The sequence below is a fragment of the Acidovorax sp. IB03 genome, from assembly GCF_016406015.1.
GTDB lineage: Bacteria > Pseudomonadota > Gammaproteobacteria > Burkholderiales > Burkholderiaceae_C > Acidovorax > Acidovorax temperans.
The window spans coordinates 37,872-51,406 of sequence record NZ_JAEFCH010000029.1 but is presented as its reverse complement, the minus strand read 5'-3'; the positions used below and the strand labels follow the sequence as shown (position 1 = coordinate 51,406).

At 60.2% G+C, this 13,535-nt stretch carries 13 protein-coding genes; 4 read left to right on the top strand and 9 right to left on the bottom strand.

Going from position 1 to position 13,535, the window contains the following annotated elements; all coding sequences use genetic code 11:
- The first annotated feature begins 25 nt into the window (after positions 1 to 25).
- Complete coding sequence (locus tag IHV84_RS14885; protein ID WP_198847439.1) at positions 26 to 457, top strand: MATE family efflux transporter; 432 nt, start codon at positions 26 to 28, stop codon at positions 455 to 457.
- Here IHV84_RS14885 and phoR read toward each other — a convergent pair.
- The 7 genes from phoR to pstS form a co-directional block, all read right to left on the bottom strand.
- Positions 449 to 1,774, bottom strand: a complete 1,326-nt coding sequence (gene phoR / locus IHV84_RS14880; protein ID WP_198847436.1) for a phosphate regulon sensor histidine kinase PhoR — start codon at positions 1,772 to 1,774, stop codon at positions 449 to 451. The genes IHV84_RS14885 and phoR overlap by 9 nt on opposite strands.
- 161 nt (positions 1,775 to 1,935) lie before the next feature.
- On the bottom strand, positions 1,936 to 2,643 hold the full coding sequence (gene phoB / locus IHV84_RS14875; RefSeq protein ID WP_198847435.1) for a phosphate regulon transcriptional regulator PhoB: 708 nt from the start codon (positions 2,641 to 2,643) through the stop codon (positions 1,936 to 1,938).
- Positions 2,644 to 2,658: 15 nt separating this feature from the next.
- On the bottom strand, positions 2,659 to 3,363 hold the full coding sequence (gene phoU, locus IHV84_RS14870; protein WP_198847434.1) for a phosphate signaling complex protein PhoU: 705 nt from the start codon (positions 3,361 to 3,363) through the stop codon (positions 2,659 to 2,661).
- Positions 3,364 to 3,372: 9 nt separating this feature from the next.
- A complete protein-coding gene (pstB, locus tag IHV84_RS14865) occupies positions 3,373 to 4,158 on the bottom strand; it encodes a phosphate ABC transporter ATP-binding protein PstB (protein ID WP_198847433.1) in 786 nt (261 codons plus the stop codon).
- Positions 4,159 to 4,173: 15 nt separating this feature from the next.
- Positions 4,174 to 5,055: a phosphate ABC transporter permease PstA gene (pstA, locus tag IHV84_RS14860; protein WP_044396838.1), complete on the bottom strand. Its 882-nt coding sequence runs from the start codon at positions 5,053 to 5,055 to the stop codon at positions 4,174 to 4,176.
- Positions 5,052 to 5,978: a phosphate ABC transporter permease subunit PstC gene (gene pstC, locus IHV84_RS14855; RefSeq protein WP_233100041.1), complete on the bottom strand. Its 927-nt coding sequence runs from the start codon at positions 5,976 to 5,978 to the stop codon at positions 5,052 to 5,054. Before pstC ends, pstA begins: the two co-directional genes overlap by 4 nt.
- Before the next feature lie 166 nt (positions 5,979 to 6,144).
- A complete protein-coding gene (gene pstS / locus IHV84_RS14850; RefSeq protein WP_198847432.1) occupies positions 6,145 to 7,185 on the bottom strand; it encodes a phosphate ABC transporter substrate-binding protein PstS in 1,041 nt (346 codons plus the stop codon).
- A 377-nt stretch (positions 7,186 to 7,562) separates the two neighbouring features.
- Here pstS and IHV84_RS14845 point away from each other — a divergent pair, with 377 nt between their 5' ends.
- From IHV84_RS14845 to IHV84_RS14835, 3 genes are all read left to right on the top strand, one after another.
- Complete coding sequence (locus IHV84_RS14845; protein WP_370541294.1) at positions 7,563 to 8,726, top strand: ABC transporter substrate-binding protein; 1,164 nt, start codon at positions 7,563 to 7,565, stop codon at positions 8,724 to 8,726.
- Positions 8,727 to 8,804: 78 nt separating this feature from the next.
- Complete coding sequence (locus IHV84_RS14840; protein WP_198847430.1) at positions 8,805 to 10,283, top strand: Ppx/GppA phosphatase family protein; 1,479 nt, start codon at positions 8,805 to 8,807, stop codon at positions 10,281 to 10,283.
- Positions 10,283 to 10,834, top strand: a complete 552-nt coding sequence (locus IHV84_RS14835) for a hypothetical protein (protein WP_370541292.1) — start codon at positions 10,283 to 10,285, stop codon at positions 10,832 to 10,834. Before IHV84_RS14840 ends, IHV84_RS14835 begins: the two co-directional genes overlap by 1 nt.
- A 122-nt stretch (positions 10,835 to 10,956) precedes the next feature.
- Here IHV84_RS14835 and IHV84_RS14830 read toward each other — a convergent pair whose 3' ends face one another.
- A complete protein-coding gene (locus tag IHV84_RS14830) occupies positions 10,957 to 11,418 on the bottom strand; it encodes a histidine phosphatase family protein (protein ID WP_198847429.1) in 462 nt (153 codons plus the stop codon).
- A 10-nt stretch (positions 11,419 to 11,428) separates the two neighbouring features.
- Positions 11,429 to 13,510: a polyphosphate kinase 1 gene (ppk1, locus tag IHV84_RS14825; RefSeq protein WP_198847428.1), complete on the bottom strand. Its 2,082-nt coding sequence runs from the start codon at positions 13,508 to 13,510 to the stop codon at positions 11,429 to 11,431.
- Positions 13,511 to 13,535: the final 25 nt, after the last annotated feature.

The window sequence follows — 13,535 nt, the reverse complement described above, 5'->3', positions numbered from 1 at the left end:
TGAGTCTGTGCACTGAGCAACAACAATAAATGTTGCACTTGGACTTGAATCCGCCCTTACTGGAATTGCGCTGGCAGCTATATTATTTATAGCAAACCAAGAAGTTGCGTCTGTTTATTCCGACAGCCCCGCCGTGGCAGGTGTGGCGTCAGGGCTGCTGCTGTGGGTGGCGGCCTATCACCTGGCAGATGCGTCGCAAACGCTGTGCGTCTTCGTGCTGCGAAGCTATCGCATCACCGTCGCCCCCTTGGTGGTGTATTGCGTATTGCTGTGGGGGCTGGGGCTGGGCGGCGGCTACCTGGTGGCCTACAGCGACACGGGCGTGTGGAGCAGCATGGCCGCATCACCCGCTGCGTTTTGGGCGTGCAGTGCCTTGGCACTGCTCGTCACCGCAGCGGCGTTTATGGCGATGCTGGCCAAAGCAGCAGCGCGTTCAACGCACCACGCATCAGCGTAGGCGGTTTGCCGGGAAGGTGACCGTAAAGGTGGAGCCTTTGCCCAGCTCGCTGGTGATATCGAGCGATGCGCCATGGCGTTGCAGTACATGCTTCACGATGGCCAGCCCCAGGCCAGTGCCGCCCGTTTCGCGGGAGCGGCTGCGGTCCACGCGATAGAAGCGCTCTGTCAAACGCGGAATGTGCTCTGGCGCAATGCCCGGGCCCGTGTCGCGCACGGAAAACCGCACCGCCCCGTCATGGGCCCGCTCCCAGGCCACGGTGATGGTGCCACCCGCAGGTGTGTAGCGAAGGGCGTTGCTGATGAGATTGGACAGCGCACTTTGCAGCTCTGTGGGAACGCCAGCGATCTCTCCCAGCGCACGCAACTGTTCGGCTGGCGGAAATTCCAGCACATGCGGGCGCGCCTGGCTCTGTGTGAGCAATGCGGACAGCCCACGCGCCTCGTCCTCGCAGCGCTGCATCAGCGCCTGCACGGGCGTCCATTCAGTCATGCCCGGCAACGGGCTGCCCTCCAGCCGGGAGAGCGTGAGCAAGTCCTGCACCACGCTTTGCATGCGCGAGGCTTGCTGCGACATCATGCCCAGGTAGCGGTTGCGCTCCTGCGGGGAAAGCGGCAGCGTCTGCAGGGTTTCGATGAAGCCGATGAGCACCGTCAGAGGTGTGCGAATCTCGTGGGACACGTTGGCCACGAAATCGCGGCGCATGGCGTCGGCCTGCTCCAGGGCGGTGACGTCGCGTGAGAGCAGCAGCTTGCGCCCGTCGCCATACGGATGCAGATGCACCGAAATGCGCACCGGTCTGGAAGGCTTGCTGTCGCGCCCCTGCAGCACCACGTCGCGAGAAAAATCATGCGCCGCGTAGTAGGCGCTGAAGTCAGGATCGCGCACCAGATTGCCAATGGACTGCATCACATCGCGCTGCGCGTCGATGCCAAACTGGCTGGCAGCAATCTGGTTGCACCACTCGATGTGGCCTTCGCTGTCGAGCAGCACCACCCCGTTGGGCGTGGCCTGCAGGGCCGCCAGAATCTCTTGCAAGCGGCTGTGGCTGTCCTGCTCCTTGGCCTCGCTCTGGCGCAGCAGGCGGCGAGCGCGGTCTGCAGCCTCGCCCCATATGCCGCGCATGGAGGGCGCCGTAGCCAAGTCACCCGTACGCAGCCACCGCAGCACCCGGGCGCCGCGCGACAAGTCCCACACAAACCAGGCCCATGCGGCCACGGCAGCCCCCAGGGCCGCACCCCAAGGCCCCGCGCGCCACCAGCCCAAAGCACCACCTGCCAGCTGCCAAGTCAGAAAAAATACAAAACGCCAGAACATGGGGGACGCACAGCTTTCTCAAAAATACGCACAACCTCTAGAGGGGCGCTTCCACGGTCCACGACTCAGGCCCGCCAATTCCAGCGCGCCAAGGAGTCACGCCCCTGGCAAGCCATGCGCCCAGCCGTGGTGATGCGCACCCCAAAGACCGCGGGGCCTGCTCAGGCGCGCAATAACGCCTGGGGTTGGGCGGTCAAACGGTAACCCGCGCCCCGCACCGTCTCCACCATGGCCCCTGCGGCGCCCAGGGCCTCGCGCAGACGCTTGACGTGAACGTCCACCGTGCGCTCTTCAATGAAAACGTCGTCACCCCACACCTTGTCGAGCAACTGCGAACGGCTGTGCACACGCTCGGAGTGCTTCATCAGAAAGTGCAGCAGTTTGAACTCCGTGGGGCCCACCTTGAGGGGCTGTCCCTGGTAAGTCACGCGGTAGGTGGCCGCGTCCAGCACCAGCTCACCAATCGTCACACTGTCGTTGACCTGCTCAGGCGCACGGCGGCGCAGCACGGCGCGAATGCGGGCAAGCAGTTCCTGCGTAGAGAACGGCTTGGTGATGTAGTCGTCCGCACCCGCATCGAGCCCAGCCACCTTGTCGGGTTCATCGCCGCGCGCGGTGAGCATCAGGATGGGAATGGGCTTGAGGCGGCTGTCAGCACGCCACTTGCGGGCCAGCTGCAACCCGCTTTGGCCGGGCAGCATCCAATCGAGCAGGATGACGTCGGGCAGCACGGCGTCCAGCTCGCGCTGGGCCGATTCGCCGTCTTCCGACCAGATGGGCTGAAAACCGTTGTGCCGCAGATTCACGGCAATCAGCTCGGCAATGGCGGGTTCATCCTCAACGATCAAGACCCGGGGCATTTTCTTCATGGCGACGCCCTTCCCTTACTGCAGCACAGCCGATTCAATATCGTTCATCGCGGCGTGGCGCACGTCCTTGCCCTTGACCAGATAAATGATGAGTTCGGCCACATTTTTCGAGTGATCGCCAATGCGCTCAATGGCCTTGGCCAAAAAGAGCAGGTCCAGGCTGGCCGAGATGGTGCGGGGGTCTTCCATCATGTAGGTGACCAGCTTGCGCACAAACCCGTCGAACTCCTTGTCGATGAGGTCGTCTTCTTTCAGGATGTCCAGCGCCGCCTTGGTATCGAGGCGAGCAAAGGCATCGAGCGCCTTGCGCAACAGGCCGGAGGCAAGATCAGCTGCCATGCGCAGGTCGCTGGAGGGCAACGAACGGGCGGCACCGCTTTCGATGATGGACTTGACCATGCGGGCCATCTTGTGCGCTTCGTCGCCCATGCGCTCCAGGTTGGCCGTGGCCTTGGAGAAGGCAATCAGCAAACGCAGATCGCGCGCAGTGGGCTGACGGCGGGCAATGATGGAGGAGAGTTCGTGGTCGATCTCCACTTCCATCGCGTTCACACGCTGCTCTATGGAGGCCACTTGCTCCACGGCTTCCATACTGAACTGGGACAAGGCGTAAATCGCCTGGCGAATTTGCGACTCCACCAGGCCGCCCAGCTCCATCACGCGGGAAGAAACGCTGTTGAGCTCGCTGTCAAACTGGCTGGAGAGATGTTTTTCTGGCATGGTGTCTCCTCAGCCGAAACGGCCGGTGATGTAGTCTTCGGTTTCCTTGCGCTGGGGCTTGAAGAACATCTGCTCTGTTTCTCCAAACTCCACCAGATCGCCCAGGTACATATAGGCGGTGTAGTCGCTGCAACGCGCAGCTTGCTGCATGTTGTGCGTCACGATGACCACGGTGTAGTCGTTCTTCAGCTCGGCAATCAGCTCTTCCACCTTGGCGGTAGAGATCGGGTCCAGCGCCGAGCAAGGCTCGTCGAGCAGCAGCACTTCGGGCTTGATGGCAATGCCGCGCGCAATGCACAGGCGCTGCTGTTGGCCGCCCGAGAGGCTGGAGCCGCTCTGGTTGAGCTTGTCCTTCACTTCATTCCACAGTGCCGCCTTGCGCAGGGCCCACTCCACGCGGTCATCCATGTCGGTGGCGTTGAGGCTTTCGAACAGCTTCACACCAAACGCGATGTTGTCATAGATGGACATGGGAAACGGCGTGGGCTTCTGGAACACCATGCCCACCTTGGCGCGCACCAAAGCCACGTCTTGCTTGCTGGTGAGCAGGTTTTCGCCGTCCAGCACGATCTGGCCTTCAGCGCGCTGCTCGGGGTACAGCTCGAACATGCGGTTGAAGGTGCGCAGCAAGGTGGACTTGCCGCAGCCCGATGGGCCAATGAAAGCCGTGACCTTGTTTTCGGGGATGTCCAGGTTGATGCCCTTGAGGGCGTGGAACTTGCCGTAATAGAAATTCAGATCGCGTACCGTGATCTTGGAGTTGGCAGGAGCGGATGCTTGGATGGTGGAGGGCATGAATGTCTTCCTTGTTTATTTCTGGCGGGTCAAGACGCGCGCCAGGATGTTGAGACCGAGAACCGCAACCGTGATCAGGAACACGCCGGCCCATGCCAGCTCCTGCCAGTTCTCATACGGGCTCATCGCAAATTTGAAAATCGTGACCGGCAAGCTGGCCATGGGTTTGGACAGGTCAGCATTCCAGAACTGGTTGTTGAGGGCAGTAAACAGCAAAGGCGCTGTCTCCCCCGCAATACGTGCCACAGCCAGCAACACCCCGGTGATCACGCCAGCGCGTGCGGCACGCAAAGTGACCATGGTGATGACGCGCCACTTGGGTGTGCCCAGGGCGTAAGCCGCTTCGCGCAGGCTGGCAGGCACCAGCAACAGCATGTTCTCGGTGGTGCGGATGACCACCGGAATCACGATCAGCGCCAAGGCGAGAACGCCTGCGTAGCCTGAAAAGCTCTTGAAACGGGCTACCACCACGGCGTAGACGAACAGGCCGATCACGATGCTGGGTGCAGACAGCAGAATGTCGTTCACAAACCGGGTCGTGGCCGCCAGCCAGCTGCGCGACTCGTATTCGGCCAGGTAGATGCCGGCCATGATGCCGATGGGCGTGCCCACAAATGTGGCCAGCAGCACCATGACCACGGAGCCGAAGATCGCATTGGAGATACCGCCGACCTCATTGGGCGGCGGCGTCATCTGCGTGAACAGCGCCACGCTCAGACCACCCAGACCCAGGCGAATCGTCTCCCACAAAATCCACACCAGCCAGAACACGCCGAACAGCATGGCGGCCAGCGACAAGGTCAAGGCGATCTGGTTGACACGCTTGCGGCTGTTATAGCGAGCCAAGCGCGTTTGCGACAGCTCTGCCGCAGAAATCAGGCGTTGAGAAGTACTCATGAGCGCGCCCCTTCACCCTTCTTGAGCTGCGAGAGCAACAACTTTGACAAAGACAGCACCACGAAGGTGATGAAGAAAAGAACCAGACCCAGGTAAATGAGCGAGGCCTGGTGGAGACCCTCGCCAGCTTCAGCAAACTCATTGGCCAGCGCGGACGTGATGCTGTTGGCAGCTTCAAACACCGACAAGGAATCGAGCTGGTTCATGTTGCCAATGACGAATGTCACGGCCATGGTTTCACCCAATGCGCGCCCCAAGCCCAACATGATGCCGCCGAGCACACCCGTCTTTGTGAAGGGAAGCACCACCTTCCACACCACTTCCCAGGTGGTCGCACCCAGGCCATAGGCAGATTCTTTGAGGAGAGCGGGCGTGACCTCGAACACATCACGCATCACCGACGCAATGAAGGGAATGATCATGATGGCCAGGATGATGCCGGCCGACAAAATGCCGATGCCCACCGGTGGACCAGAGACAAAGGCACCCAAATACGGAACACCGCTGAAAGCGGCTTGCAATGGCTGCTGGACAAAGCGCGCCAAAATCGGGCCAAACACCATGAGCCCCCACATCCCATACACGATGGAGGGCACCGCCGCCAGCAATTCAATGGCTGTGCCCAGGGGGCGCTTGAGCCAGGCGGGCGAGAGTTCTGTCAAGAAAAGCGCGATACCGAAACTCACCGGCACCGCAATCAGCAAAGCAATGGCCGAGGTGGCCAAGGTGCCGTAAATCATCACCAGGCCACCGTACTCATTTTGTACGGGGTCCCAGACGCTTCGGGTCAAAAAGCTCAGACCATATTTTTCAATCGATGGCCAGGCCCCAAGCACCAACGAGACAAGAATGCCAACCAGCAGCAACAGGGTCAGCACGGCAGCGCCACGGGCCAACCAGCCAAAAATGCGGTCGGCCAGCATGCCGGAAATCAGGGGGCGTGGGCGGGGTGGAGTGGTCCGTTGAGCAACACGTTCCGCCTGAGACGGGGGGGTTTGCGGGACCGGCAAGATAGTGGACACGTTGAGAGCCTTCTATGAACGCAATCAAGGGACTGGCTGAACTCAATGCCCAGCCAGCCCGCACAGATCACTTGTAAGCGATAGCCTTGCCAGAAGTATCCTGGATAGCTGTCCAAGACTTCAGGATGGTTTCCTTCACGCTGTCAGGCATGGGCACATAGTCCAGGTCAGAAGCGGTCTTGTCACCTGTCTTGTAAGCCCATTCAAAGAACTTCAACGATGTAGCGGCTTGCACAGGCTTTTCTTGTGACTTCTGCATCAGAATGAACGTAGCACCAGTGATGGGCCACGATTCCTTGCCAGGCTGGTTGGTCAGGATCTGATAGAAGCTCTTGGCCCAATCAGCGCCCGCAGCGGCAGCCTTGAATGCGGAGTCATCAGGCGAAACAAACTGGCCTTCAGCATTTTGCATCTGCACGTAAGTCATCTTGTTTTGCTTGACGTATGCGTACTCCACATAGCCAATGGAGTTGGGCAGACGGCCCACAAATGCAGCCACGCCTTCGTTGCCCTTGCCACCCGCGCCGGTAGGCCAGTTCACAGCCGTGCCCTCACCCACTTTGGACTTCCACTCGGCGTTCACCTTGCTCAGGTAGTTCGTGAAGATGAAGCTGGTGCCGGAACCGTCAGCGCGGCGAACCGGAGCGATCGAAGCGTCTGGCAGAGCCACGCCAGGGTTGAGCGCCTTGATAGCAGGATCACTCCAGTTGCTGATCTTGCCCAGGTAAATGTCACCCAGCACTTGGCCGCTGAGCTTGATCTGACCAGGAGCAATGCCCTTGATGTTGACCACGGGCACAACACCACCGATCACCGTAGGGAACTGAACCAGACCCTTCTTGTTCAGGTCTTCGTCCGTCAGAGGAGCGTCAGAGGCGCCAAAGTCCACTGTCTTCGCCTCGATTTGACGCAGACCAGCACCAGAGCCCACCGATTGGTAGTTGATCTTCACACCGGTGGCCTTGTTGTAATCAGAAGCCCACTTGGAATACAGAGGGGCAGGAAAGCTGGCTCCCGCGCCTGTTGCCTCTTGTTGCGCGAATGCGCTGGAAAAAGCACCTGCAGCAACCACACCGGCAACCAGAACTCGAATCGCGGACAGTTTCATGGATAAACCTCTAGAGTAGGTAAGTTGGGATGTCCGTACTCTAGGTGCGCTCTATGACAGTGTTGTGACATAAAAAATGAATGTCACACACCTTCGCTGCGGTGTATTGCCCTGCAGCCCTATCGGTCGAAAGCTCGCACCCCACTCAACCGCGCACCGCCAGCCCTCTTCTACAGCCACGGCAGGCGTCACGCTACTGACACAAAGCCTCACTAACCTGCCGCCGACAGCCAAGACCTCCCGCAGCGGAAGGCCTTGCGCGGCCCATCAAGAACACCCAACCCTCCTTCGGCTCTTCCAAAGCACGCCACCCCATGCCCCACGTTGAGCGCCCTCTTCCTTGCGCCGCCGCGCAGAACACTGCATCGCGAAAACGCTTGAACGACCGGAACACCCCCGCGCCCAAGGGAAAAGACGCAGGCACCCGCGCACCCCTTTGGGGGCGACGAGACTGGCTGCGCAGCACTTTAGCGATAGGAACCAGCACTTTTGGCAGCAGTGCCTGGAGCCAAAGCGAGGGCACCCGCAGTATTACCGTGGCGCAGGTGGTGGATATGTCTGCCACCCAGCAGGACATCAGTCGTGACTTTCTGACGGGCTCGCGTGCGGCATGGGTGGACCTCAACGCCCGAGGCGGGGTACAGGGCAAGCCCGTGCAGCATCTGGTGCTAGAAACCGACGGCACCACGGCCCAACTGCAATCGGCATGGAAAACGGCACACCAGCAAGCCTCATGCGTTGCCTTGTCGGGCTGCGTGGGTAACGCAGCGGCGCAGACATTGGCACGCTATCAACTCGCGAGCGAAACAGCCACCCCACTGCCCTTGGTTGCCCCGTGGCTGCACCAGGCCGTGGAGGAAAAATCGACAGACACTGTTTTCGATGTCTTTGCCGACCTGCGGGCCCAAATCGCCCATGCATTGAAGTCTGTGGCCTCCATGGGCGTACCAGAGCTGGGCGTGGCTTATGCGACAGGCCAGGATACAGCCCTGGCGCAGGCAGCCGTTCGGCAGGCGGCACAGGAGCAGTCTGTCAAGGTCCAGCGCGTCCACAGCGCAGCTCAACTGACGCAGCCCATCGTGCTCTTTGTCGGGGGGACCCCAGAACTGCATGCTTTTGCGGGGCAACTGAAATTGCCAGCAGGGCGGCAGTGCTACGTGATTGCGCTGGCCGACGTCAATCTGCAGGTGCTGGCGCAGATGGGCAACCTGCCAAAGCGGGTGTCAATCATCGCCACGCAAGCCGTTCCTCTGGTCTCGGCCAGCCTGCCCGTGGTACGCGCCTACCGCGAAGCGCTGGCCAAGTTGTACGACGAACCCCCCTCGCCCCAAGGCTTGGCAGGCTTCATTGCAGCGCGGTACACGGCGGAGGTGCTGCAACAAATGACAGCACCTCTTACCAGGGCGAATGTTCTGGCTGCCTTGCAGCAGCGTAAAGCACTCAATGTGGGCGGGTGGATACCCCCTTACCAAGACAAAAAACGCTCGGCAGCATTTGTCACCCAAAGCATGCTGTCGTCTGACGGCCGCATTGTGGGCTGAGCCAGGGACGCTCGTACAACCCAGGTGCTATGCTGGCTGACATCAACGCCAGAGAGACTTCGCGCACTGCGCCACCCCATGCAAAACGGAACACTGCTCGCCGCTGTGGATCTTGGATCCAACAGCTTTCGCCTGGAAATTGGCCGCTTCGAGCACGGCCACATACAACGTGTGGAATACCTCAAGGAAACCGTTCGCCAGGGCAACGGACTGGATGAAAACCGCAATCTCACGCAAGACGCCATGGAGCGTGGATGGGCATGCCTCGCAAGGTTCGCGGAGCGACTGGCAGGTTTTCCCCGAGAGCACGTTCGAGCCGTGGCCACGCAAACCCTGCGCGAGGCACGCAACCGCGAGGAATTTTTGACACGCGGCAGCGCCCTTCTGGGCTACCCGATTGATGTGGTTTCGGGTGTGGAGGAAGCACGCCTGATCTACCAAGGGGTGGCCCACATGCTGCCTCAGTCTGACGAACGCCGTCTGGTGGTGGACATCGGGGGACGCTCCACGGAGTTCATTCTGGGACAGCAGTTCTCAGCCAATGCCGTTGCATCCTACCGGGTGGGTAGCGTGGCATGGTCTTCGCGGTACTTTCCTGACGGAGCATTCACCCCGCAGGCCTTCCTGGCTGCAGAAATTGCTGCCAAGGCGGTAATGGACGAAGCACTTTCCGTTTTCCAAAGAGATGCCTGGGAGGTTGCTTACGGATCTTCGGGCACAGCAGGTGCGGTTGGGGACATCCTGACGGCCATGGGTGGCCCCAAAGGACTGATCACCCGAGCGGGTTTAAATGCTCTGCACGATAAGCTGCTACGCGCCCAAAGTGCCGACCGCGTGCGCATGGAAGGGCTAAAAGACGATCGACGCGCGGTGATTGGCGGGGGTATCAGTGTGCTCCGCGCCGTGTTTGATTTGCTCGAAATCGAAGAAATGCAAGTGGCTCAAGGAGCATTGCGCCAAGGCGCACTCTACGACTTGCTGGATCGCGAGCAGCCGGAAACAGACCTGCGCACCGCCACCGTGAATGCGCTCATGCAGAAATTCGCAGTGGATACCGCCCATGCTGAGCGCGTGGCAGCCACGGCGTGCGCACTGTTCAGGCAAGCTGCCGCCGCAGGCAGCGAAAGGGCAGAAAGAAAACTGGAGTGGGCAGCGAAGCTCCACGAAGTGGGGTGTCGCATTTCGCACAGCGACTACCACCGGCATGGCGCTTACATCCTGGACAACACCGATGCGGCAGGCTTTGCCTTGCCGGAACTGCACCGTTTGGGCATCCTGGTGCTGGGGCAGCGCGGCAAGGTGCGCAAGCTGGAAGCAGATCTTTCGGACGCCTCCTTTGCTTTGCAATTGATCTGCCTGCGACTGGCAGTAGCGCTGTGCCACGCCAGGCGCGCGCCCGACATCACAGAGATGCAGTTGCTCATGGAGCCAGGGACCTTCACCCTGAAGATACCTTCGCGATGGCCCCAGGCATTCCCGCAGTCAGCGCATTTGTTGCAGGAGGAAATGGTGGCCTGGCAGAAAACGCCGTGGGAGCTGCGCGTGCAGGCTGATTGATGCGAAGCTTTAAACGGTATAAACTGTTTATACCGTTTAAGGAGAATAAGATGACTACTACGCCTGCGACAGCACCCGCAATTGCTGACAAGGAGCCCGTCAAGGTGGCGAAGCCCGTCGCTGCGGCCAAGCCAAAGCACATTTCACCGGTCACCACGCAGCCCAAAGTTACCAAAGCAGCAAGCAGCAAGGTGACTACCGCCAAGAAGCCGTCGGTAGAAGCCAAGGAAAGTCCTGCCAAGGATGTGAAAGCCAAGAAGCCCAAGCTAGTGCGGGACAGCTTCACCATTCCCAAAGACGAATACGCGGTCATCGATGCTTTGAAAGAGCGCGCAGTGCGTCTTTCCCGCCCCGTCAAAAAAAGCGAACTGCTTCGCGCTGGACTGAAGCTGCTGGCAGGTCTTTCAGACACAGCGCTGTTTACCGCACTGGAGTCTGTGCCATCCATCAAGACCGGTCGCCCTACCAAAGAGCCAGAGGCCACAGCGCAAGTCAAGCCTGGCAAGGCCCCCGCCAAAGCCAAGGCGCCATCCAAAGCGCGCTCGAAGTAACGAGGGCTGGTCTGGGCCAGTTAAAAAGCTGGCCCGGCACTCCAGTCCTGTTCACGCACTGACGGGCGTTGGGCGAAAAAGAGGACTCACCGGCCTTTGAGGTCTTTCCGGGCCCTTTGCACTCAAAGATACTCCGGCGACTGCACTGTCATCAGCACGGTCTGGCTCTGCTCAAGGCGCTGCCGCTGGCGCAGCCACCACACCGCCCCCTTTCGCACAGCGCATTCTGGCGCTTGCATGCCCAGCAACTGCGCAATCACCTGCCCGAGCATAGGCTGATGGCCCACGATGAGAACCGAGCCCCGGGCGTTGGGCCATTGGGCCAAGTCGAGCAGGTCTTGCGCGGTGCCACCTGGCAACAGTTCTGCACGCATTTTGAATTTACGGCCTAGTGCGGCCGCGGTTTGCTCCGTACGGCGTGCAGGGCTTGCAATGACCCTCAGGCCTTCTGGCAACTGCCGATCCAGCCAAGCCGCCACCTTCGCCGCCTGCTTTTCACCGCGAGGGGTCAACGCACGGGTCAGGTCATCCATGCCCTCACCCAGTTCTTCCGCTTCGGCATGGCGCCACAAAATCAGGTCCATTCGCGCTCCTTCATGCTGCAGCAGACGCTGCAGGGCCATAGCGCCCCATCAGCGCGTTCTGCGCCCCGCGCCCTGTCGTGGGATGTGGCGCCCGTTGGTACACACCATTGGCCGCCTGTGTCCAGGCATCGCGGTCATCGTGCAAATAGGCCACCAAACACTCGTCAATGATCTGCTGGCGTAACGCCGGATCGTTGACAGGCCACGCCAGCTCCACCCGCCGCATCATGTTGCGGTTCATCCAGTCAGCACTGGAAAGGTACAGGTCTTCTTGCTGAGCCACCCTGAAATAGAACACCCGGGTGTGTTCAAGAAAACGACCGATGACAGATCGCACGCGGATGTTGTCGGTCAGGCCCGGAACCTGGGCGGCCAGCATGCAGGCGCCCCGCACAATAAGATCAATGCGGACCCCGCATTGCCCTGCCCTCACCAAAGCACGGATCAAAGCCTCATCCGTCAAGGCGTTCATCTTGACGACTATGCGCGTATCCTCGCCACGGCTGGCTGCCTGGGCCACTTGATCAATTTTTTCCAGCATGCGCCGCTGCAGATGAAAAGGCGCCAAGATCAGCTGGCGCAACTTGGGCGGACGATTCTGACTGGCCAGATGGCTGAAGACGCCATCCATGTCCGCAGTGATTTCCTCATCGGCCGTCAAATAGCTCAGGTCCGTATACAGACGCGCCGTGCGCACGTTGTAGTTCCCGGTAGATAGGTGCCCATACCTGCGCAAACGGTTGCCCTCGCGGCGGGTCACCAACAGCATCTTGGCGTGCGTCTTCAACCCGACGACACCGTAGACCACCTGGGCGCCAACCGACTCCAACGCCTCCGCCCAGTTGATGTTGGCTTCCTCGTCAAAACGCGCCTTCAGCTCCACCACCGCCATGACTTCCTTGCCCCTGCGCACCGCTTCCGCCAGCAGTTCCATCAACTCGGAATCAGCGCCCGTTCTGTAGATCGTCTGCTTGATCACCAGCACATGGGGGTCGTTCACCGCCTCGCGAAGGAACGCTAGCACCCCGTCAAAGCTCTCGAAGGGCTGGTGGATGAGCACATCTCGCTGACGCAATTGCTCCAGAATAGATACGCCCGATTGCAACTGGCGAGGCCATGAGGCGCTCCAGGGAGGGAACAGCAATGCTGGATCGTTGACCAAATCCACCAACTGACTCAACCGCACCAGATTGACAGGCCCAGGGACGCGAAACAAAGTAGCTGGTGGCAGCGCAAATTGCTCTAGCAAAAAGTCTGACAAAAAGGCGGAGCAGCCTGCCGACACTTCCAGGCGCACGGCCTGACCATAATGCCGCTGCTGCAGCCCTTGCCGCAAGGCGGTTCGCAGGTTGCGCACGTCTTCTTCGTCCAGCGCCATGTCTGAATGACGGGTCACACGGAACTGTGAAAACTCGGTCACTTCACGACCAGGGAACAAATCATCCAGATGGGCGCGCACGATGCTGGACAGACTGACAAAGCACATGCCAGTGGGTGTCACCTTGTCAGGCAGACGAACCAGCCGCGGCAGGGAGCGAGGCACTTTCACAATGGCGACCTCGTTCTCGCGCCCAAAAGCATCAGGGCCTCGCAGGCGCACGATGAAATTCAAGGACTTGTTGGCAACCTGCGGGAAAGGATGGGCGGGATCCAGCCCCACTGGAATCAGCAGAGGACGTACCTCTTTTTGAAAGTACTCCTGCACCCACCGCCGCTGCACTGCGCTGCGCTCCCCGTGGGGCACGATGCGAATTCCCTGGGCTGCAAACGAAGGGCTCAATACATCGTTGTACAGCGCATATTGACGCATGACCAGTTGGTGAACAGCTGCCGAAAGCGACTCCAGAGAAGCCGGGCTGTAGATGCCTTTGGTGTCACCGGTCTTGGCCGCCGTGACATGCGGGGCCACCCGCACCTCAAAAAACTCATCCAGGTTGGATGAAACTATGCACAGATAGCGCAGCCGTTCCAAAAGCGGTACGTCGGCACGCGCTGCCCAATCGAAGACACGTTCATTGAACGCCAGAATGCTCTGATCCCGATCCAAAAGCACAGGCAAAAGATCGGAAGTTTTACGGCTTGCCGCTGGCATACCTCCATCGCCCGGCACCCCTGTC

What these genes read in the sequence shown, in the direction of transcription:
- phoR (WP_198847436.1), bottom strand. Translation starts at nt 1,774, where the DNA reads ATGTTCTGGCGTTTTGTATTTTTTCTGACTTGGCAGCTGGCAGGTGGT.
- phoB (WP_198847435.1), bottom strand. Translation starts at nt 2,643, where the DNA reads ATGAAGAAAATGCCCCGGGTCTTGATCGTTGAGGATGAACCCGCCATT.
- phoU (WP_198847434.1), bottom strand. Translation starts at nt 3,363, where the DNA reads ATGCCAGAAAAACATCTCTCCAGCCAGTTTGACAGCGAGCTCAACAGC.
- pstB (WP_198847433.1), bottom strand. Translation starts at nt 4,158, where the DNA reads ATGCCCTCCACCATCCAAGCATCCGCTCCTGCCAACTCCAAGATCACG.
- pstA (WP_044396838.1), bottom strand. Translation starts at nt 5,055, where the DNA reads ATGAGTACTTCTCAACGCCTGATTTCTGCGGCAGAGCTGTCGCAAACG.
- pstC (WP_233100041.1), bottom strand. Translation starts at nt 5,978, where the DNA reads ATGCTGGCCGACCGCATTTTTGGCTGGTTGGCCCGTGGCGCTGCCGTG.
- pstS (WP_198847432.1), bottom strand. Translation starts at nt 7,185, where the DNA reads ATGAAACTGTCCGCGATTCGAGTTCTGGTTGCCGGTGTGGTTGCTGCA.
- IHV84_RS14840 (WP_198847430.1), top strand. Translation starts at nt 8,805, where the DNA reads ATGCAAAACGGAACACTGCTCGCCGCTGTGGATCTTGGATCCAACAGC.
- IHV84_RS14835 (WP_370541292.1), top strand. Translation starts at nt 10,283, where the DNA reads ATGCGAAGCTTTAAACGGTATAAACTGTTTATACCGTTTAAGGAGAAT.
- IHV84_RS14830 (WP_198847429.1), bottom strand. Translation starts at nt 11,418, where the DNA reads ATGGACCTGATTTTGTGGCGCCATGCCGAAGCGGAAGAACTGGGTGAG.
- ppk1 (WP_198847428.1), bottom strand. Translation starts at nt 13,510, where the DNA reads ATGCCAGCGGCAAGCCGTAAAACTTCCGATCTTTTGCCTGTGCTTTTG.